The organism is Streptomyces sp. NBC_01426, assembly GCF_036231985.1.
In the GTDB taxonomy this organism is placed as follows: Bacteria; Actinomycetota; Actinomycetes; order Streptomycetales; family Streptomycetaceae; genus Streptomyces.
Map to the genome: position 1 here is coordinate 155,033 of NZ_CP109501.1, position 18,734 is coordinate 173,766.

At 69.9% G+C, this 18,734-nt stretch carries 17 protein-coding genes and 2 pseudogenes; 10 read left to right on the forward strand and 9 right to left on the reverse strand.

From position 1 onward, the window contains the following. Positions 1-147 precede the first annotated feature (147 nt). Positions 148-580: pseudogene (locus OG906_RS35260) on the reverse strand (CBS domain-containing protein). Positions 581-820: 240 nt separating this feature from the next. Between OG906_RS35260 and OG906_RS35265 the strand changes: the two are divergent. After that, positions 821-1,213 carry an STAS domain-containing protein gene (locus OG906_RS35265; RefSeq protein ID WP_329448353.1) on the forward strand — a complete coding sequence of 131 codons (393 nt, stop codon included), beginning with the start codon at positions 821-823 and terminating at the stop codon, positions 1,211-1,213. Here OG906_RS35265 and OG906_RS35270 read toward each other — a convergent pair. Beyond that, positions 1,200-1,631, reverse strand: coding sequence for a hypothetical protein (locus tag OG906_RS35270; RefSeq protein WP_329448354.1), 432 nt, complete (start codon positions 1,629-1,631; stop codon positions 1,200-1,202). The two genes, OG906_RS35265 and OG906_RS35270, sit on opposite strands and share 14 nt — an antisense overlap. A 934-nt stretch (positions 1,632-2,565) precedes the next feature. On the opposite strand from OG906_RS35270, the gene OG906_RS43745 reads away from it, so the two are divergent. After that, a protein-coding gene (locus tag OG906_RS43745; protein WP_443067331.1) for an IS630 family transposase occupies positions 2,566-3,638 on the forward strand; the annotation gives its coding sequence in 2 pieces (ribosomal slippage) (positions 2,566-3,012 and positions 3,015-3,638; 1,071 coding nt in all). Between the two features lie 616 nt (positions 3,639-4,254). Here OG906_RS43745 and OG906_RS35285 read toward each other — a convergent pair. After that, positions 4,255-4,533: a hypothetical protein gene (locus tag OG906_RS35285; RefSeq protein WP_329448355.1), complete on the reverse strand. Its 279-nt coding sequence runs from the start codon at positions 4,531-4,533 to the stop codon at positions 4,255-4,257. Between the two features lie 452 nt (positions 4,534-4,985). Here OG906_RS35285 and OG906_RS35290 point away from each other — a divergent pair, with 452 nt between their 5' ends. Continuing rightward, on the forward strand, positions 4,986-5,375 hold the full coding sequence (locus tag OG906_RS35290; RefSeq protein ID WP_329448356.1) for a hypothetical protein: 390 nt from the start codon (positions 4,986-4,988) through the stop codon (positions 5,373-5,375). 64 nt (positions 5,376-5,439) lie between these two features. Here the strand turns inward: OG906_RS35290 and OG906_RS35295 are convergent, their stop codons facing one another. Beyond that, the gene (locus tag OG906_RS35295) at positions 5,440-5,841 is read right to left on the reverse strand and encodes a hypothetical protein (protein ID WP_329448357.1); all 402 of its coding nucleotides are present in this window, start codon (positions 5,839-5,841) and stop codon (positions 5,440-5,442) included. Between the two features lie 213 nt (positions 5,842-6,054). Between OG906_RS35295 and OG906_RS35300 the strand changes: the two are divergent. Beyond that, a pseudogene (locus OG906_RS35300) lies at positions 6,055-6,497 on the forward strand (NF041680 family putative transposase); the annotation flags it as partial. A 12-nt stretch (positions 6,498-6,509) separates the two neighbouring features. Continuing rightward, positions 6,510-6,755 carry a hypothetical protein gene (locus OG906_RS35305; RefSeq protein ID WP_329448358.1) on the forward strand — a complete coding sequence of 82 codons (246 nt, stop codon included), beginning with the start codon at positions 6,510-6,512 and terminating at the stop codon, positions 6,753-6,755. Between the two features lie 516 nt (positions 6,756-7,271). Here the strand turns inward: OG906_RS35305 and OG906_RS35310 are convergent. Both OG906_RS35310 and OG906_RS35315 read right to left on the reverse strand, forming a co-directional pair. Beyond that, positions 7,272-7,721: an STAS domain-containing protein gene (locus tag OG906_RS35310; protein WP_329448359.1), complete on the reverse strand. Its 450-nt coding sequence runs from the start codon at positions 7,719-7,721 to the stop codon at positions 7,272-7,274. Between the two features lie 15 nt (positions 7,722-7,736). Next, positions 7,737-8,075, reverse strand: a complete 339-nt coding sequence (locus OG906_RS35315) for a MerR family transcriptional regulator (RefSeq protein ID WP_329448360.1) — start codon at positions 8,073-8,075, stop codon at positions 7,737-7,739. A gap of 954 nt (positions 8,076-9,029) precedes the next feature. Between OG906_RS35315 and OG906_RS35320 the strand changes: the two genes are divergently transcribed. After that, complete coding sequence (locus OG906_RS35320) at positions 9,030-9,419, forward strand: ATP-binding protein (RefSeq protein ID WP_329448361.1); 390 nt, start codon at positions 9,030-9,032, stop codon at positions 9,417-9,419. 1,283 nt (positions 9,420-10,702) lie between these two features. On the opposite strand, the gene OG906_RS35325 is transcribed toward OG906_RS35320, so the two are convergent. Next, positions 10,703-11,335, reverse strand: coding sequence for a TetR/AcrR family transcriptional regulator (locus OG906_RS35325; protein ID WP_329448362.1), 633 nt, complete (start codon positions 11,333-11,335; stop codon positions 10,703-10,705). Between the two features lie 104 nt (positions 11,336-11,439). On the opposite strand from OG906_RS35325, the gene OG906_RS35330 reads away from it, so the two are divergent. After that, a complete protein-coding gene (locus OG906_RS35330) occupies positions 11,440-12,165 on the forward strand; it encodes a hypothetical protein (RefSeq protein ID WP_329448363.1) in 726 nt (241 codons plus the stop codon). Between the two features lie 265 nt (positions 12,166-12,430). On the opposite strand, the gene OG906_RS35335 is transcribed toward OG906_RS35330, so the two are convergent. Beyond that, positions 12,431-12,739, reverse strand: coding sequence for a hypothetical protein (locus OG906_RS35335; protein ID WP_329448364.1), 309 nt, complete (start codon positions 12,737-12,739; stop codon positions 12,431-12,433). A 949-nt stretch (positions 12,740-13,688) separates the two neighbouring features. Here OG906_RS35335 and OG906_RS35340 point away from each other — a divergent pair. Together OG906_RS35340 and OG906_RS35345 are read left to right on the forward strand one after the other, a co-directional pair. Next, the gene (locus OG906_RS35340; protein ID WP_329448365.1) at positions 13,689-14,861 is read left to right on the forward strand and encodes a ThiF family adenylyltransferase; all 1,173 of its coding nucleotides are present in this window, start codon (positions 13,689-13,691) and stop codon (positions 14,859-14,861) included. Then, on the forward strand, positions 14,858-15,463 hold the full coding sequence (locus OG906_RS35345; RefSeq protein WP_329448366.1) for a GNAT family N-acetyltransferase: 606 nt from the start codon (positions 14,858-14,860) through the stop codon (positions 15,461-15,463). Before OG906_RS35340 ends, OG906_RS35345 begins: the two co-directional genes overlap by 4 nt. Before the next feature lie 500 nt (positions 15,464-15,963). Here the strand turns inward: OG906_RS35345 and OG906_RS35350 are convergent, their stop codons facing one another. After that, on the reverse strand, positions 15,964-16,587 hold the full coding sequence (locus tag OG906_RS35350) for a hypothetical protein (RefSeq protein WP_329448367.1): 624 nt from the start codon (positions 16,585-16,587) through the stop codon (positions 15,964-15,966). A 939-nt stretch (positions 16,588-17,526) separates the two neighbouring features. On the opposite strand from OG906_RS35350, the gene OG906_RS35355 reads away from it, so the two are divergent. After that, the gene (locus OG906_RS35355; protein ID WP_329448368.1) at positions 17,527-18,678 is read left to right on the forward strand and encodes a hypothetical protein; all 1,152 of its coding nucleotides are present in this window, start codon (positions 17,527-17,529) and stop codon (positions 18,676-18,678) included. Positions 18,679-18,734: the final 56 nt, after the last annotated feature.

The following is an 18,734-nucleotide window of genomic DNA, read 5'->3' on the forward strand; positions in this document are numbered from 1 at the left end:
GCACGGGGTGGTCCTGCCTGTCCGACCCGCTGCACCGACCCGCTGCACCGACCCAAGCCTGTGACGAAGGGCCGGAGGGGAGTCCGGCCCTTCGGGGCATCGCGGTCGTGTGGTGCGCGCCCCGCGGAGCGCCTCGGCGCGGGCCGGTCAGTTCAGCGAGATCGTCTCCAGCAGGTCGCCGACGTTCGGTGTCGGGCAGGGCGCGGGCGACGTCGGCCAGGGCGACGATGCCGACCAGGGTGTGGCCGTCGATGACCGGGAGACGGCGGATCTGGTGCAAACCCATGGTGCGCAGGATCTCGGCCGCGTCGTCGTCGGCGCCGATGGTGACGGCTTCGCCCTGGGCGAGGTCGCCCGCCTTGACCGTGGCGGGGTTTGACCGTGGCGGGCTCCTTGCCTGCGGCGAGGACGTTCACGACGATGTCGCGGTCGGTGATCATGCCCTTGAGCTTGTCGTCGGTGCCGCAGCCGGCAGCGAGCCGACCTTCAGCTCGGCCATCTTCTTCGCCGCCTCCAGCACCGTCTCCTCAGCGCCGATACACGTCGCGTCCGCCGTCATGCTGTCTCGTGCCCTCGTCATGCCGTACCCCTTCGTCCTCGTTCGCCGGGATGCGCACCGGCCTCCTCGCGCGGACCGGCCACGGGACCTATGGCTGCCCCTTGCCCCCGATCGGTAACGGCACCCAGCCCACAGCCACCCTCGGGGCCGGGGCAAGCCCCGTTGTTGTTTCCGCGAGCCGCGCCTCGGCTCCGGGAAGTGCCGCGCCAGGATGGAGGACCTCATGCGCCGGTGCATGAGGACGGCGCGAGGAGAGACGCATTGATCACAGTTGACATCGACTACTGCGGCAACACCGTTCTGGTCAGCGTGAGCGGCACCCTCGACGAGGCCGCAGGCCAGGCACTGCAGGCGGCCCTGGCCGGCGTCACCATCGATGTGCGGGACCTGTTGGTGGACCTGCACCGCGTCACGGTCATGAACGGCGACGGCCTGCTGCATCTCCTGGATGTGCACCGGCGCGCCGAATGCCTGGGCCTGCGGGTCCTGGTCACCGGCTGGCAGCCCCAGCCCCAACAGTGCATGGCCCAGATCGCCGGCATCCCCGGATCCGGTACGGCCACCGGGGAGCGCTACCCGGTCGCCGGCTTCCGCCGACTCCTCGAAGACCGAGCCCATCGCGCACGAGACACCGCCGACCTCACCGCAGAATGACCGCCCCGCCCCTGACGGGACGGATCGCGGCCGGGGGTGGTGCGTTCTTTCGGGCCCGGGTCGCACCGGCCGCACGTGCGGACGCGGCAGAGCCCCGCAGGTCGCGGCGCAGCAGCCCGGTGGGCCCGCCGCGGTCCCCTTTCGGGTAGAGGCAGGCGACGAGGTCCATCAGGCGCAGCGGTTGGGGCTGCCAGTCGTAGGCGAAGAACGCGATCTCGCGCCCGTTCAGGCGTCGTGCGAACGTGGTCAGGCCGTGCAGGCCGACGACGTCCATGAACGTCAGGTGCCGCATGTCGCAGGCCACCACGTCGACATTGTTCAGGACCGCTTGTACCTCGTCGAGAGCGGCCCTGGTCTCCACATCGAGCTCGCCGAGCAGGATGAGGTGCACGGTCGGTCCGTAGCGCCTCATCGTCACCCGGAGGTCCATGCCTCTCACCGCGCCGCGATCGGCGGGCTTGATGCGCGCCCGCCCGGATCCAGACACCGAACGTCCCGCAAGTCGATGGTCACGCCGGCCGGGGGCCGGCCGCACGTCCGCCCCAACCCGAGCGCACGCCTGCGGCAGGCGTGCCGCGCGTACCGTCCGCGCGCCTCGTGAGCCTCGCGCGGCCCGGGGGCATACCTTCCGTGCACACGCGAACGCGCTCCGCTGCCCCCGCTTGGATTGCAGGGACCTCCATGTCGACGCCCTCCGGCCTGTCCCCCAACCCGCCCGCCACCCAAGGCGACGGCCGGCATCCGGCCCCTGAGCCGTCGACCCCGCGGGCGCTCGGAATGCTGATGGCACGCGTCCCGTGCTCGGCCCGCGACGCACGACGGATCCTCCCGGCCGCCGCCGACCTCGCCGGCGCCCCCGTCGACGACCTTGCGCTCGCGATCACGACCACTCCCGCCGGCAGCCTTTTGCCCACCCGCCTGGAACGAGCCCTACGTCACGCCGTCGAAGCCGCCCGATCCACCACCGGGCCGGACCGGCGCCCGGTTTACGTGCGCACGGGTGGCCGAGAACCGACGGCGGGCAGCGGGTACACGGCCCTGCGAGGCCTCGTGGGGGCCCGGACGGCGCCGGCCGCCATCGTGTCCGCAGTGACGGCCCACGGCGAGGACGCCGGCCCTACAAGCCGCTGCTTCCGCCAGCCGCTCCCTCTCGTCGGCGGCGCCGTGGCGCCCCGTTTCGACTCAACCGACCTATCAAGCCCCCCACCCCCGGCACGGGCCGGACATGATCCAAAACACAGAACCACCCTGCCGTGCCTCAACCGGTAGAGGCGGCCCGGCCTCCCCCTACTGAGGATTTCGGGTTGTCGTCGGGTGGTGACGGTTCATGATCCCTGCGGTATGCCGGTGGTATGCGTTATCCGGAGGGTGGGGGCCTGACCGCTGAGCGTCGGGCGTTTCGTGAGGGGATCCGGCTTCAAGCCGGCGAGCGGTTCGCGGCGGGTGAAAAGACCGTCGTGATCGCGAAGGACCTGCGGGTGAGTGTGCGGTCGGTGGAACGCTGGCGTCGTGCCTGGCGCGAGGGCGGCATCGAGGCCCTGCGCTCGACGGGTCCGGCCAACTCCCCGACCGTCACCGATGCCCAGTTCAGCCTGCTCGAGGAGGAACTCGGCAAGGGCCCGTCAGCGCACGGCTTCGAGGATGAACGGTGGACTCTGGTCCGGGTCCAGACGGTGATCCGCCGCCGGCTGCGGGTGAGTCTCTCGGTAGCGACGGTCTGGCGGCTGCTGAAGCGGCACGGCTGGTCCTGGCAGGCACCGGCCCGCAGAGCACTCGAGCGGGACGAGCACACGGTGGAGCTGTGGAAGAAGGAGGTGTGGCCCCAGGTAAAAGGCTCGCGGCGGCGTGTGGGGGCTGGATCGTCTTCGAGGACGAGGCCGGATTCTCCATGACGCCGCCCCGCGCCCGCACTTGGGGCCGACGCGGACACACCCCTGTCATCCGCGTTCGCGGCCGCTCCCGCCGTCGGACCTCGGTCGCGGCCCTGTGCTGCTACAAACCCGGCGAGAAGAGCCGTCTCATCCACCGCCCCCGCAACCATCTCCTGCTCAAGGGCGCCCGCAAGAGTTTCTCCTGGCAGGACTACCGCGACCTGCTGGTGAGGGCACACATCCAGCTCGGCGGCCCCATCGTCGTGGTTTGGGACAACCTCAACACCCACCTGGCCGCCGGGCTGAAGCGCTACGAGGCCGAACACGACTGGCTCACCACCATCCGCCTCCCGGCATACGCACCAGACCTGAACCCGGTTGAAGCCCTCTGGTCCCTCATACGCAGAGCCACGGCCAACACCGCCTTCAACACCCCCGACGACCTCGACCGCAAACTCCGCCGCGAGTTACGCAGAATCCAACTCCGACCCCACCTCATCGACGGCTGCCTCACCGCCACCGGCCTGGCCATCAACCCACCGACCCCACCCTGAAATCCTCAGTAACCGGGGGACGTCCGCCGTCGTGACGTCCAGGCGCAACCGCTTGAAGCACACCGGGAGGCGGTGGACGCCGCCTCGGTCGATGGCGGGTCGGCGCTGATCGACGCCACCAGCTCGGGGCGGACCAGAGCCGTATCCGGGACGTCACGTGAGCCCCACTGGTCTTGTTCAGGGAAACGGGTTCTGACTCACTTTTCGTGAGATGCACCGTGTGTGACGGTCGGAGTACGCTCCCGCCGTGCAATGGAGATGGTTCTCCGACGGATGGAGTTGCTGTTCCCGGGAATCGTGGCCGGGGTCGGGGGTCGGGTCAGCGTTGCACCGTCGAGCAGCTGCCCGGCCTGTGCTCCTTCGCCCGCAGCCTCCGCCACGATCACGCAGCGGTCTCCGCCGGGCTCACCCTGCCCCAAGATGTTCGGCCGAGCGAACTTCGACCTCCTCCGCATCCAGGTCCTCCACGCCCTCTGATCCACGGAGTGTCGTCTGCCGCGCGAACGCAGTCGTTCTGCCACGGGAGGTATCAGCAGCAGATCACGGATAAGGGCGGGAGCGTCACGGCCCCGCCCTCACGCCATGGGGCTGTGTCGTTCAGACCAGGTGAAGTGGCTCAGGCGGTCACGAACGCGTCTTCGGCCACCTTTGCGGTGTTGATGAGGGCGACATTGGACTGGTCGGCGATGTTGTTGGCGAGGGTGTTGCCGTTGCTGCTGCCGTGGCTGCTGGTGGTCCCGTCGTTTCCGGCGTTGGCGCCCTCGTTCTGGCTGGCAATCAGGAGGGCTCCGATGTTGTTCCCGATGGTGCTGCCAGGGTCGTCGGCCAGCGCGGGGGTGGCCGCGGTGAAGGCGGTGATGCCGGCGATGGCTGCGGCACCGAGAACTCGGGTCAAGATCATGATCATGCACAGGAAACGACTGCCACGCGCGGCCGGACACGGGCGGCCGGGAACCGCTGACATCCGGTGGCATAACCGAACCCACTGACGGTCTGATGGCAGACGGCACGGAGCGTCACGAGCCCACAAGATCAGTGCCAGAGCCGCCAACCTTCAGCGGGAAACGACACCGGCCTTCAGCTTGTCATTTATCCAGTCGGCGGGGCTTGGTGCCCTTCTCGTGATGGGCGGGTCTGGTGTACGCCTCGCCGGTTGCGAGGACCCGTCCCACGTCGTGACGGGTTGTGCCACGTCCAGGACCAGCTCACCACCCAGCCCACCGCCCGGTGTGCCGGCGCTTCCACCTGGACAGTGGTCGTAGCCGGCCCGGCTCCCGCCTCGGATACCGTGTTCCTCTACGGGGTGCCATAACGGATGTGACGCCCCCCACCGGAGGTAGTCAGCGTATGAGTTCAAAGCGCAGCAAGAATCCTGCCCTGCCCGTACTTGACGACGCATTCCGACTCGCGTCGGTCAAGGACGCCGAAGAGTCCACGCGTGACTTGGCCGCGCGGCTGGCCACCACCGAGCTGCGCCGCGTTTCCCACCCGGGCCGGGTCACCTGGGAGCCCACCGATCAGGCCGAGCCCGTACCGGTCCCGCCGAGTGTGGTCGACGGTGACGGGGACCTGTGGCTGCGGGACCGGGGCACTGGCACTTGGACCATGCCCGAGTTCGACCCGAAGGAGTTCCCGGCCCGCTGTGGCGAGGTTCTGACGTGGAACCAGCTTGCCTGCGAGTTCGGCCCGCTGACCGCACTGGCCGACGACCGCCGCATCGGCGGCGGCCGGCGCTGACCGCGCAGCCTTCTGGGATGACCGCGCCCCTGAAGCGCCCGTTACGGGTAGCTGGGAGCTCCAGCTACCCGCCGAGCTCGACGATGGCGGCGAGCAGGTGAGCGTGGTGGTGGCGTGCGACGGCCTCGGGCAGAGTGGTGCGGGCCTGGCGCCACCCGATGTCCTCGGTGCGGCCGGCGTCGGTGGACCAGCCGGGTAGCGGTCGGCCTTCAGTTGCCGTGGTGAGCGCGCGGCCCAGCTCGCCGATCGACTGCTGCCAGTCGGTCAACTGCCCGAGCAGGCCGCGCACCAGCTCGTCGACGGCGGCCGCCGGGCCTGCGCCGAAGGCCCGCGCTTCGGCGGCGGCCTCGGCGAGGACGTCTTCGTCCAGGTCCTCGAGGGCCTCACACCACGGAGCGGCCGCAGCGTCGAAAGCGGCCAGGACGGCGTGCAGCTCGGCGTCGAGAGCGGCGGGCGAACACGGCAACGGGGTGCTGATGAGGATTCGTGAAAATCCCCAGGGTCGCTCTTCCCCTCAGCTGGTTGGGGGTTGAACGTTCTGGGGAGCCTGGGGATCGAGGAGCGGAGAGAAGGCGTCTCGGAGATTCTTCGGGCCCGCGGTAGTGAAGGGCAGTCATCCCCACTTCGCGGGCGGCGGTGACGTTGGCGGCGGTGTCATCGATGAACAGGCAGCGGTGCAGACCTGGCCTGGCAGACCTTCCTGCGGCGATTCGACATCGAGCACTTCCTCAGGATGATCAAGCAGACACTCGGCTGGACCGCCCCAGGCTGCGAGAGGCCGAAGCGGCGGACCGCTGGACCTGGCTGATCGTGGTCGCCCACAACCAACTCCGCCTCGCCCGTCCCCTGGCCATCGACCTGCGACGCCCATGGGAGAAGCCGTCCGAACCGAACAAGCTCACCACCACCCGGGTTCGCCGCGGGTTCCGACACCTGCACGCCCGAACCTCAACGCCGGCCGAAGTGCCGAAACCATCCCGGCCCGGCCCCGGTCGCCCACCCGGCTCCAAGAACCGCCGCCCCGCGACCCGCTACGACGTGGGCCTACTCCTGGCCACCGGCCAGCCCTACCCCAGACCGACCCACCACAAGATCGGCACCAAACCACGCCGCACCGGATGAATCACAAGCACAGTGACCGCCGACTACCACCAGATCCATGTGATGGACGAGCACTCCGACAGTGATGTGGGTGGCGCATGGACGGCACAGGCTCTGTTCGATGCCCTCGCCACCGCGGAGGACATCCTGGCGTTCAGCACGGTCAACAACATGGACGTCGTCGTTGCCGTGGACATCCTGGAGGGCGAGCCCAAGGACGACTCTGCCGACTTCGACCATGTGGTGGAGGCGAGCGTCCCTGTCCCTCCGGGCGCCTGACCATCCTGGGGTGCAGCGACTACCTGCCTGACAGTGCCCGGTTCGACGTCCCGGCCGGATGGATGCGTGTCCGTGTCTCCCGCAGCGGCCTGGCGGTTGCAGCCGCGGACCCGGAAGGGTTCGCCCCCGAGGGCATCCGCCTGCAGATCTGGCCCGCACCTCAACGGGAGCTGCGGGTGATCACCAGGTGGACGAGGCCAACGAACGGTGCTTGACCTCCATCGTGACCGCACCCACGGCGAACCACAGTCACGGTTCGTCCGAGGGCGGAGGTTAAATCACAAGGTCAGGGGCTGTGCCCGAACCCCGAACATCCACAACCGGCGGGACGGGCTGAGTGCCGAGTAGCACGAGCGCCTGGCCGACCTCGGCATCGACCGGGCCCGGTGACTGCCGGAGCGGCGGGCCCAACCACGGTGCACCGCTCCGGCAGTTCGGGGGCTGCGCGCCGATGCGCGGCGCGCACCCGGGGGGGTGGTTTCCGGCTCGGGGCGGACACCAGGCAGGCCCATTCGGTCAGGGACCGGCGGAGGGTGTCGGGGCTTGTGGCGCGTGGGTCTTTCGCCGGGCGCCGCTTTGCTCGGCGGGTTGTGGCAGCAGGCCGAGGTCGGCTGCTGTGCCGGTGGCGTCCATGACGCGGGCGACGACGGGCTGGGCGGGCCCGCTCAGGTGGAAGCCGGTTCCGGCCCGGCCCGCTTCGGCCTTCGCCCACAGCAGGGCGGCGATCCCGGAGCAGTCGCAGAAGGACACTCCGCTGATGTCGATGCGCAGGAGCGCGGGGCGGTTGTCGAGGCATCTGCGGACCGCGTCGCGGATGGCGGACCCGGTTTCCAGGTCGAGTTCACCGGCCAGGCGCAGGAGGCCGTAGCGGCCGGCGAGGACCACCGTGGGGATGCGGGGGCGGGGGGCCCGCCGAGGAGCGGGGATCATGCCCGGCCCCTGCGGGCCGGCTGTTCCAAGAGGCATCGGCTCCAATCCTCCTCAGGCCGCGGCCGATGGATTCGCCGATCCGGCGCCGCGGCCGGCGGCGGCGTTGACGCGCCGGGCTTCTTCGAGCTGGTCTTCAAGGACGATGATCCGGCAGGCCGCCTCGATCGGCGTGCCCTGGTCGACGAGCTCGCGGGCACGGGCCGCGACGCGCAGCTGGTAGCGGGAGTAGCGGCGGTGCCCGCCCGCGGAGCGGAGCGGGGTGATCAGGCGGTGCTCGCCGATCGCGCGGAGGAAACCTTGGGTGGTGCCGAGCATCTCGGCGGCCCGGCCCATCGTGTAGGCGGGGTAGTCGTCGTCATCGAGACGACCGAACGAATCGTCTGCTGTCATCGCACCTCACTGCGAAACAGAGGGGGGAGATCCGGCTCTGGATGTACGGAGGGGCCCGGGCGCCGTGTGGCACCCGGGCCCCGAAGGAACTGCTACACCATCTGCCGGCCCTGGTACTGCGCCGGCCTACTGTGTCCGCCTGCCCGACCTGAGCTCTGTCGGGGATGCGGGGATCGCGGTTGCTTGACCGGAGACCACCTCACTCACGATGTCCTGCGGTACCCGGGCTCAACACTCCACCCGGGCGATCCTGATGGCGTTCGGCTCCTCCGTTCATCCCTCGGGATCAACTACTTACCAAATGGGGACTACACACTGCTGAACTGCTGAACTGCTGGTACTGCTCCACTCGGTACTGCTGACACTGCGCACTGCGTGTACCACTCGTGGCCTGACCAAGCGCCACACTCCGGCAGCCAGCCCCGTCGCCCAACCTGCGTCTGCTCTGGCTTGGAACCCCACTGCCGAACCTCCCGGTGCGCGCGCCCGCAGCCGACGCCTTCGCCGAGGTACCACTCCACTGACTTCACTGCTGAGGTACCGCGAACTGCACTCACTACGGGTACTGCAACCACTGCTTTGACTGCGGTACTTCCGATGGCGGCCCCTGATCACGGCGGGCCACCCGGTCCGGTCGTCAGCCCCGTCGCCGTCCTGCAACCGCTCTGGCTTCGAAACTCCACCACCGCACCGTCCAACACACTGCAACTACGGGTACTGCGACTACTGCTGCCCGGCAGTTCGTATCTGCCAGGCCCTGCTGTCTCTCTGCGTTACGAGAGAAACCATAACCACACCGACGTCCGATGTCTACTCCGACTGACATAGATTTCCGCGTGCCGAGTGAGGTAGATATTCGAAGCCCACCAGGATTGAAGGGTGTCGGTCCGGGGCACGAACGGCCCGGCAGGCACGGCTGCATGCTGGACACGACAACAGAGACCGGAGCGCGAGATGACCACGACGAGCACCGAGCGCACAGCCCTTCAGTCCCTGTCCGCCGTCGCCGAGGCACGCCAAGCCGCCCGGACGTTCCTGGACACCCTCGTGCCGGCCGTCGACCCGGAGCACGCCGACACCGTGGTCCTGGTCGTCTCCGAACTCGTCACCAACGCCCTGCGTCACGGCGGCGGCACCCACACGCTCCGCCTGGCCGCCCACCCCGGCACGATCGAGGTCGCCGTCGACGACCCCAGCCCGCAGACGCCGCGCATGCGCACACCCGACCTCGTCCACGGCACGGGAGGGTTCGGCTGTCACATGGTCAACGACCTCGCCCGCGCCACCGTCGTCACACCCCGGCCCGAGGGCGGCAAGACCATTCGCGCCCTCCTCCCCCGCTAGTGCTGTGACCGGAAAGGTTCGCCGCGCCCTGCGCTTGGCACGCGATCCCGGCTCGTCCGGACCTGGAAGCCGAGGACGGCGCGGACCGGACCCTCGACGAGGGCGGCGTCCAACGACACCCCGTTGCGGGGCGAGCGGCCGCGCCTGGAAGTGACCGCCAAGGCGTTCCGGCGCGTAGATGCCGACCGACCTCGGCGTCACCGCCGCCCCCGCCGGTGGAGCCCGCCCGGCCGCGCCGGTCGGGGGGCAGTGCGTTCGACCGGGAGTCGAGGCGCTCGCCCAGTACGCCGCCCGTGAAGGCCACGTGATCGTCCCGAGGCCGCCGCCGCAGACGAGGACGTGTCCGCCGTGGTGGTGGACGGCAGGCTCGTCCTCACCCTGACCGCGTGGGGCGGAGACCCTGTCCGGCCGCCGGCTGGTGACGATTCCCGGACGCCCTGAGCGGATACGGCGAAGTGTGTTGGCTGAAGTGCTCCGGATGCTCCGCTCGTGGACACCCAACGACCCCGGTCCGGCGGACAAGCCCTCGGGTGTCCAGTCCGTGACGTCGAGCAGCTGGCCGTCGGGGGCCCCGCCGGACAGTTCCCGGTAGATGCGTGCCGGGCGTGGGCCGGCGTGCGGGTCGTGTGGTCCGTTCCGTACACCCGGCGCCCCACGGTGTCGTTCTGCTCCCACCCTTCCCCAATGCCGAGGCCCTGGGGGCTACACCGTGTCCGGCGACGAGTCGGGGCCGGGCCGGGCGTGGCCCTGGTGGCCCGTGTGGTGGCCGTGGGACCGCATGGGGACGGCCCGGGGCGGTGTGCCCGGGGCCGTGGGGGTCGACGGTGTGGTGCGGTCTGCTCCCGCCGGGGCGGAGGGTTTGCCCTCCGCCACCGGCGGTGTGTAGCGGTCGGCCGCCTACTTCGCCGGCCGCCCCCTGCCCATCCCGCCCCCCGAAGGCCCCCACCCCGGCGACCTGCTGACCGACCGTGAGGCCGCCGAGGTCCTCGGCATCGCACACCAGACGACCTCGACCCGTCGCAACTCGAACCAGTCACCCTCGACGCGCCGCTACTCAAACCCGTCACCGCTCTCACCAACGGCAACCTTCAGCTTATGGAAGAAGCGAAGCTCAGCAACGAGAAGTGGGTGAAGGCCCACCACGCCCACCGCGGCCGGTGTCCGCGTCCCCCGCCGCTCCGCGGCTCTCGCCGCGCGGCCGGCGACCAGGGAAGGCGGCTCGGCGGCCGCCGAACGCCGGTCAAGTATCCGGCCGGTCAGCCCCGCAGAGCTGACCCCGGTTTCTATCGCGCCGCGTCAGTGAGGGTGGCGAGGCCCGCGCAGACGAGCCGCACGCTGCGGAGGAACGTGTCGTCCTCGGTGAAGGCGGAGGCGGCGGCCACGGTGAGGGGGAAGCGCGCGTGCACCGTGGCGGCTTCCTTGGCGCTGATGTCCATGGTGGGGGACTGGCTCTGTTCCTGGAGGACGAAGCCGGTGGTGTGGCTGAGGAGGGTGTCGGCGCCGATGGCCGCGTGGTCGGCGGGGATGCCGGCCCCGTGCAGGGTTTCCAGGAGCCGTTCCATCAGGGACAGGGCGCCGGTACTGAGCACCTTGGGGCTGTCGGCCAGCATGACCGCGCCGCCGGGGTGCCGGCGGATGCTCTCGCGGAGGGCGGTGAGCTGGGCCTGGACCCGGTCCTGCCAGTCGGCGCCCGGGTTCAGGGCGGACAGCGCGGCGGTGCCTGCGTCGTAGGCCTGGCAGGCGACGCGGTCCGCCATCAGCTGGACCAGGGCGCTCTTGTTCGGCACGTGGTAATAGAGGCTGCCGGCCTGCGCGTCGAGGCGCTGGGCGACCTTGCGCATGGACAGGCCGTGGTACCCGGACTCGGCGAACTCGGCCATGCCCGCGTCGATGATCCGCTCTCGTGTCAGCTTCATGGGAGCACTCTACTCCCTTTTCTAACAGTGTTTGAATTTTGCGGCAGGCCGGGCTACTGTCGTCCCCGAAGCACACGACCGGGGATCGAAGGGGGGTGGTGGCGATGGACGCGCTGGTGTTCAACGTGACCACGGCAGCACTGATGGTCTTGATGTTCAAGGGCGGACTGGCCCTGCTCGGTGAGGGCACGCTGCGCGGTCGGCGCATCCCCTGGACCGCGGTGGCATTGACCGGCCTCGCACTCACCGGGGTGGTGCTCCAGGTGTGCTGGTCCGGGGCGATGGACGCCTTGGATGCGGACCCGGCCCGCTCGGGCTGGTGGCGGGTGCTGACCTCGGTGTTCATGCAGAACGGCGGCCTGTTCGGCGGGGCTTGGAACATCGCCACGCTCGCCCTCGTCGCCGCCCTGGTCGACTGGTTCTGGGGCGCCCCGATCACCCTGGGCCTGTTCCTCGCCGGGATCATCCTGCCCGAGCACATCGACACCCTCTTCGGCGCGGGCGGCCACCACAGCACCGACCCCCGCAACTTCGCGGGCAGTTCGGGCGCCACCTACTTCCTCGGCGCCACCCTTGCCGCGGCCCTCCTCCTCCGCATCCTGCGCGAACTGCCCACTGCACGCACGGGCCTGGACAAGGCGCAGCGCACAGAGGTCCTGTTCGCGGCCGGTGTACCCGCACTCGGCCTGGTGATGTGGTTCGCCCAGGCCAATGGCCACGGCCTGGTGTCCGTGTACGGATTCGTCCTGGGCGCCGCGGTCTGCCTCCTGGGCCGCCCGGCCGCATTCCGCACCCGCCCGGCCGCCCAGGAAACCACCCATCCGGCCTGACCCGCCGCAATTGCCGGATCCCCAGGCGGAGCGGGCATTCGCGCTTCAGGCCAGGAATGCGGCAGCGTGCCGACGTGCCTGGTCCGCTCAGGTGGCGCGTTCCTCGTCGGTCGAGTCGGTGACGGTCCGGAAGACGACCCGGTGCACCTCGCTGACTCCGACGTACGGCAGGACGCACGCCGTCCAGCCCTTCTGCAGGGGGTCGCCGAACTCGACCTCAGCGTCGGACTGAAGGATTCGGCCTTCACGCGGAGCGTGGCTCCTTTCAGTACTCCTCGTCGGGGTAGCCCCACTGGACCGTCGCGCTCGCACCGGCGGACACCTGTGCGACGGTCGCCGCGAAGAGTCCTTCGAAGTGCGGCCGCCACAGGTAGAAGCGGCTGATCCCGAGCGGGAAATCGGATTCGCCGGACACGAAGAACGCGCCGTCGTCATCCACGGCCACCCCCAGGGACACCTGGAGGATCAGGGACTCTTCGCGCAGCAGTTCCTCCAGCGCACGGACGATCTCCCAGGCTTGAGGCTCACCGCTGACACCTGTAACGGTGAAGGCAAGATCAATGTTCACAGACATGGGAGGAGGGTAGATGGCTCCACCGACAACGGCAGACGAGCGGTGCACCAGCACCACATCGGCGAGGCCGCAGGGGGTGCCCGTCGTCGAGTGGGAGGGCACCAGCCCCGGCCGCCCAACGGTCCGGCCGGGAGCAAACGACAGCCGGCCCGGTTGGCCAGGGCCTGCCGAAGTCCCTTCGGGCGGATCGCCGGGTGCCTTGGCGGGATCGCCGTGTTGCCGACGGGTGCGGGGCGTTGAGCGGGGCCCGGGGATCGTCCTGAACGCGGGGGCCCCCGCGACGCTCCAGAACCGGGGTGACCAGGCGTGCGTGCGGATGTCGCCGCGCGCAGGCTGTGTGCGGCTCGACCTGACGGGCGCCGTCGTGACCGAGGGCGGTCTCACCCTGCGCCGGCCGGCTGACGGCCACAGGGCGGACTATACGGAGGTGACCGCGAGGAACGCGCTGGACAGGTTCGGGGTCATCACCGCGGACCGTCACGGCAAGAGCACGAATGTGCTGACCTTCACAAACGCCGGGATGACCGCGACGCTGACCGAACTGCGCGGCCGCGACATGCCCCGGGCGCCGGCCGAACTGTGCGACCGCTACATGCCCCTGACGGTCACCGCGGCGGGTGCCGACTCCCTTGCCCAGGATCTCGGCACCAGCCCGCTGCGGGAGGCCTACCGCCCGCACCCGCTGCGGGCCCGGCACCCTGCGCCCCGGCACCCTCGCCACCATCGACGGGGGTCCGGTTCACGCAGTGCCCGTCAGGAACCGGCCTCCCTCCCGCCATCAGTACCCGCCGTCCGAGACGCGGTACGGCCTGCCGTGCGTCAGCGGCGGCGGGCATGCCGGGGGCGCGAAGGGCGTGAGGAGGCGCATCCGGGTAGAAGATCAATTCGAGTGCGCCCCTGCGGGTGACGTGCCCTGGACCAAGATCTTCTGGTTGCTAGCGTCCTCGCCGTGACGCACCCTCTGCCGTCCGGCCTGAAGCCGGACCACCTTGTGCTGCCCGGGCCCCGCGAAGCAAGTGAATCGTTTCGTCCGGTGCTGCTGAACCCCTCCCAGCCGGCCGGCGCGGCTGCCTTGGTCGAGCTGCGGGAGTCAAACCGGCTGCGCGAGATCCACGACCGGATCGAGGACCAGATCGCAGAACTCCTCGGCTGCCTGGCACCCCATAACCCCTTCCGCGACCGCTCCCGGTCCCGCGCGGTCGCCGACACCCTGGGCTCGCACCCCGACAACTACGGCAGGTGGGCGTGGTACCCGTGGTCAGGGCGCCTGGTACACGTCCTGCCGGAGGCCGAGTTCCGCCTGGTTCGCACCGACCGCAACCGCGACAAGATCACCCGCGAGCAGCAGAAGGGCCTCCTGGGGCGGCGGATCGGCGTCATCGGGCTGTCGGTCGGCAGCAGCGCCGCGCTGACCTGCGCCATGGAGGGCGTCGGCGGGGCGTTCCGCCTCGCGGACTTCGACCGGCTCGGTCTCTCGAACCTCAACCGGCTGCGTGCCGGCGTCCACGAAGTGGGCCTGGAGAAGAGCGTGCTGTGCGCACGACGCATGTACGAGCTCGACCCCTACCTGGACATCGACATCCACCGCGGCGGCATCAACGAGCAGAACATCGCGGACTTCTTCGGCGCCGATGAGCAAGGCCAAGGGCTGGATCTGCTCATCGAGGAGTGCGACACCCCCTGGGTGAAGGTCGCCGCCCGCGAACACGCGCGCAGCCGGCGGGTCCCCGTCCTGATGGACACCAACGACCGGGGCGTGCTGGACATCGAGCGGTTCGACCACGAACCGGACCGTCCACTCTTCCACGGCCGCATCGGAGCCACGACCGCCGCCGATGTGCAGGACCTCGACCGGGACGAAGCCCTCCGCTTCCTCCTCGATGTCGTGGACGAGCAGCGGCTGAGCCCCGCCATGCGCGACGCTCTCACCCGCGTCGGCGACACCCTCTCCAGCTGGCCGCAGCTCGCCAGCGGCGTCATGCTCGGCGCCGCCCTGGTCACCGACACGGCCCGCCGCATCCTGCTCGGCGAACCGCTCCCCTCCGGCCGCCACTCCATCGACCTCGAAACTCTCGTCCCCGCCCCGGCAACCGGGCCCGTCCCCCACGGAGCGGGCCTGTGAACCGTGTCCCCGATCTGCATGGCGAGCACCTGTGGTTGCGGGAGCTGCACGCACACGACCACGACGCGTTCGCGCGGATCCTCACCCACCGCGTCCTCACCCGCTACCTGGGCATCGACCAGATGAGCGCCGGCCAGGCCCACGACACCTTCACCCAGTACCTCGCACAGCCCCACACCCACCCGCGGCGCAAATACACCCTCGCCGTGTGCGCCCCCGACGACGACACCCTCGTCGGCACCATGGGACTCCTCGTCGAGGACTACGGCAGCAACGCCATGCTCACCAGCCTCATCCTGCTGCCCGGCGCCCCCGTACGCGGCCACGGCCATGAAGCCGGCCGCCTGCTGATGGCCTACGGCTTCGGGCACCTCGGCCTGCACCGCATCTGGGCAGGCCACCGCAGCGACCACCACCACATGCCGAAAGTCATGCACGCCGCGGGCCTGCGCCCCGAAGCCACCCTTCGCCAGCTCTTCCACACCCAGGGCTGCTGGCACGACGTCACCACGTACGCCACCGTCGCCCCCGAATGGAAACGCCAGGCCGGCACCACCGAACTCGCCATCCTCGACGGCGCACCCCGCCTCGACCGGGTCTGACTCTCCACGGGCAGGATCGACCTCGAAGGCGCCGACTTCGCGGCGCGGCCGCGGCCGCGCCACCAGAATCGGCAGGTGCTGGACTCGGCGCTGCAGGTCACGGGCCGGCGGGGGCCGCAGAGGCAGTCCGGGCCGGTCGAAGCCTGGGCGCCGGCGCCGGCCGTCACGGCAATGGCGCCGAACACCGACAGGGGTGGTGATGTCGCCTCCGGTCGTGACGTCGACGGTGGTGAAGCACGGAGCGGAGATGCGGAGCCGGGCGGTGCCATCGAAGTCGCCTGGGCGCACAGGACCTTCGGTACGCCACCGAAGCCGGCCGCCGGCGGACCTGCGCCCGAACGACCGCGCTCCTGCGATGTACAGACCCGGCGCCCCGGTCGCCGTCGACGGTGAGTACGACCCCGAGGGAGCCGGCACCGCCTTCGAACGAACACACCTGGCAGCCCTGATCGCCCAGGCACACGAGCACCTTGCCCCTGCCTGCGCTGCAGACCAGGGCCTCAGGCGGCGAACGGGTTGGTGTGGCCCGGCAACTGCTGCCCCGGGCGCAGGAACCGCAGGCCGCCCTGTTCGTCGCGCACCGCGTGAAACCCGGCGTCCGTCAGACGCCGCGTGATCGTCCCGCGGCGAATCGCGCCAATCTTGAACGCCACGGTGAAGAGCAGCGCGACCGCCACGCCGGAGGCGACCGCTTCGACGGCCGATCTGTCGATGAGCAGGAGGAGGGTCAGGATCGTGCAGGCCAGGTAGCCCTTCACCTTCTGGCTCCGGTCGGCGACGTACAACGCCATGACGTCGAAGGTGATGAGGTCCTTCAGCACGGCCACGGCACCGACCGTTTCGGGGAGCGGCTTCAGCGAGCCCTGCTTCAGCCCCGGCACTGTCCCGCCGTTGCCCGCCTGCGGATGGGCGGTGATGGTGGCCGCCTCGCGGATGCGTGCGTCGGGCCGCGGGTCCCGGTACATCCGGACCTGGACGAGCGAGTTCTTGAACCCGGTCCTGTACGCCATGCCGTACGTGTAGCCGTACTGCTCCGCCACATACGCCAAGGCGGCCGCCTTCGGTGTGGAGCCCTGGGGAGCGATCTCGACGATGTCCTGCTGACGGGCGATCTGTTGGAGCATCCCCGCTGTGTGACGTTCTACAGACATCCTGTTACCCGCCCCCTGGGCCCCCCGCGCCTGGGGCCGACCGGCGCACAGCCTAGGGGTGCGCCGCGGATCGGACACCACCGGGGTGACTCCGGCGGCGGTAGCCGGTGAGCACGCTGCCCGTCAGCCGCCAGAACCGCAGTCGAGGGTGGGTCCAACCAGCGGCGACGTATGACCAGGAGCTGGTCCAGGGCGGTGGCACGAGCCGCCGGGGGTCCCGCATACCTGTTACGCCGCCTAGGCCACCTCGATGCGGGGTTAGGCGGGGCGGTCTGCTTCTTGTAGCCGCATCCTACGGTCGGTGAGGTGCGAGTCGCCCGCCGCCAGTAGGGACGACGGGAGCGGCTCGTCGCCGGCCGTGGAATGGTCGATCCGGACCAGCACTTGGACGCGTTCGTTGTTGCTGAGAGAGGGAAGCGCGGAGCCGAGCTGTTGCTCCAGTCGCTTGCAGCTGGTCGCTGTTCGCTCCCTCGCCGCCTTCTTCAAGGCTCCGCGGACCGCCGCCCCAGCGGGAACGAGATGTGTCGGCAGCTGGGCAGGGTCCGTGACCTTGTCTTGTTGCGATTGCGCAGCCGGAGACGTCTTCTCGCTCTCGTCCTGCCCTCCCGCGGGGGAGGCGAGCCGTTCCGCCCACTGCTCCACCTTGCACCCCCGGCACCGGCTGGGCGCGGCGACGTTCGACCTGGTCCACTCCCCGCCGACGCCGACCGGATCGCACCCGACACCCCGGACACCGTGGACGCCTGTACCACCGAAGACCGTGTGGCCCACGAGGATGACAAACCCCAGGAGCTGATCACGACATCACGCGGGCCCTCAGGGCGGAGCCGGGAGTCGATCAGCAATCGCATGACGATTGGTCAGCGCAATGTGAGAACGTTGGCGAGTTGATCAGTTGTGAAGGAGAGCCGGATGAGCGGCCAGACGGACCTTGCCTACGCTTACGACGCCGTGTACTCGGCGGCGTCGCGGATGATGTGGGTACAACAGAACCGCCTATGGCGCCTGGACAGCTTGGGAGGAGGCTGGCCAGAGGAGCGTCGGCAGGCGTGGCGGGAGTTGGAGGCGGCGCTGAGTGTCTCCGAGCACGGGCTTGAGCCGCGGGAGGGTGAACCGTCCGATCCGGCACGTCATCTGATCTCGCGTCGGGCCGCGGGCCCGATTGACCGGCCCGTCACGTTTCCGGAGGCGGTCGGGGAGTGGAAGGCCCGGATGGCCAGCGATCCCGGTCCCTACGAGCCGCGGATGGAGCCGTATCCGGACGACTACCTGGTGGCGGGGCGGGCGGTGGTCGTTCCGGAGAACCACATGCTGAGGCTGACCGCCCCGCTCCCAGACTTGGCCCACCGGCTGGCGCCGGGGCGGCCTCCGGTGACGATCGCCGGGAACACGGCAGAGCTCAGCCGGTTGGTGCACGAGGCCGCCGACGGACTGCGGGAGGCGCTGGGAACGAGCGTGCCGACTCCGCACCCTGCCGATGCGGTGAGGGTGGCGCGCGTCTCCCACCGGCCGTCTGATGTGAACGACTTGCAGGTGCGGTATGAGGCCCTTGCCCGGGCGGCCTGGCACGCGGCGGAGAACGTTCCCACCCTGAATGAGATCCGGGAATCCGGGAAATTCTCGATGCGTCCTGCTGCGTCGAAAGCCGCTCGAGACCTTGAGGATCTTCTGGCCGGGAGGTCGGGTGTGTTCTGGCAGGAGAGTCACGAGGTGATCGATCCGCGCGTACACACGGTCTCGGGGGTGGACTGGCCCGAGGGCCGGCCTGTTCCCACGTTGGTCGCAGCCGAGGCCAACAGTTTCGAGCTGAGTGTGGCGGCGGGGCTGAAGCCGAGTGCTCCGCGCGCCGCCGGCCAGCGCCGTTTCTATCGCGAGAAGGGTGAGCTGGAGAAAGTCGCCATCTCTGCCGTCCGAGCGGGAATCCTGGCGGAGATTCTGGACGAGTACGCCGCCAGGATTCACCCGGGCGCGGAATCCGGCTTCATGCACCTCTCCGCCTATGACCTGACGGAATTCATCACCTCGGGAATCGGCCGCGAGTTGCACGAAACCGTCGGCTTCTGACGCAGGGCACGTGATGGGTGAAGCATACGGGGGATCGGTGTCAGAAGCGCGGTACA

Excerpts from the sequence above, each read along its gene's own strand:
- OG906_RS35290 (WP_329448356.1), top strand. The coding sequence starts at position 4,986 with ATGAGTTCAAAGCGCAGCAAGAATCCTGCCCTGCCCGTACTTGACGAC.
- OG906_RS35310 (WP_329448359.1), bottom strand. The coding sequence starts at position 7,721 with ATGCCTCTTGGAACAGCCGGCCCGCAGGGGCCGGGCATGATCCCCGCT.
- OG906_RS35315 (WP_329448360.1), bottom strand. The coding sequence starts at position 8,075 with ATGACAGCAGACGATTCGTTCGGTCGTCTCGATGACGACGACTACCCC.
- OG906_RS35320 (WP_329448361.1), top strand. The coding sequence starts at position 9,030 with ATGACCACGACGAGCACCGAGCGCACAGCCCTTCAGTCCCTGTCCGCC.
- OG906_RS35325 (WP_329448362.1), bottom strand. The coding sequence starts at position 11,335 with ATGAAGCTGACACGAGAGCGGATCATCGACGCGGGCATGGCCGAGTTC.
- OG906_RS35330 (WP_329448363.1), top strand. The coding sequence starts at position 11,440 with ATGGACGCGCTGGTGTTCAACGTGACCACGGCAGCACTGATGGTCTTG.
- OG906_RS35335 (WP_329448364.1), bottom strand. The coding sequence starts at position 12,739 with ATGTCTGTGAACATTGATCTTGCCTTCACCGTTACAGGTGTCAGCGGT.
- OG906_RS35350 (WP_329448367.1), bottom strand. The coding sequence starts at position 16,587 with ATGCTCCAACAGATCGCCCGTCAGCAGGACATCGTCGAGATCGCTCCC.
- OG906_RS35355 (WP_329448368.1), top strand. The coding sequence starts at position 17,527 with ATGAGCGGCCAGACGGACCTTGCCTACGCTTACGACGCCGTGTACTCG.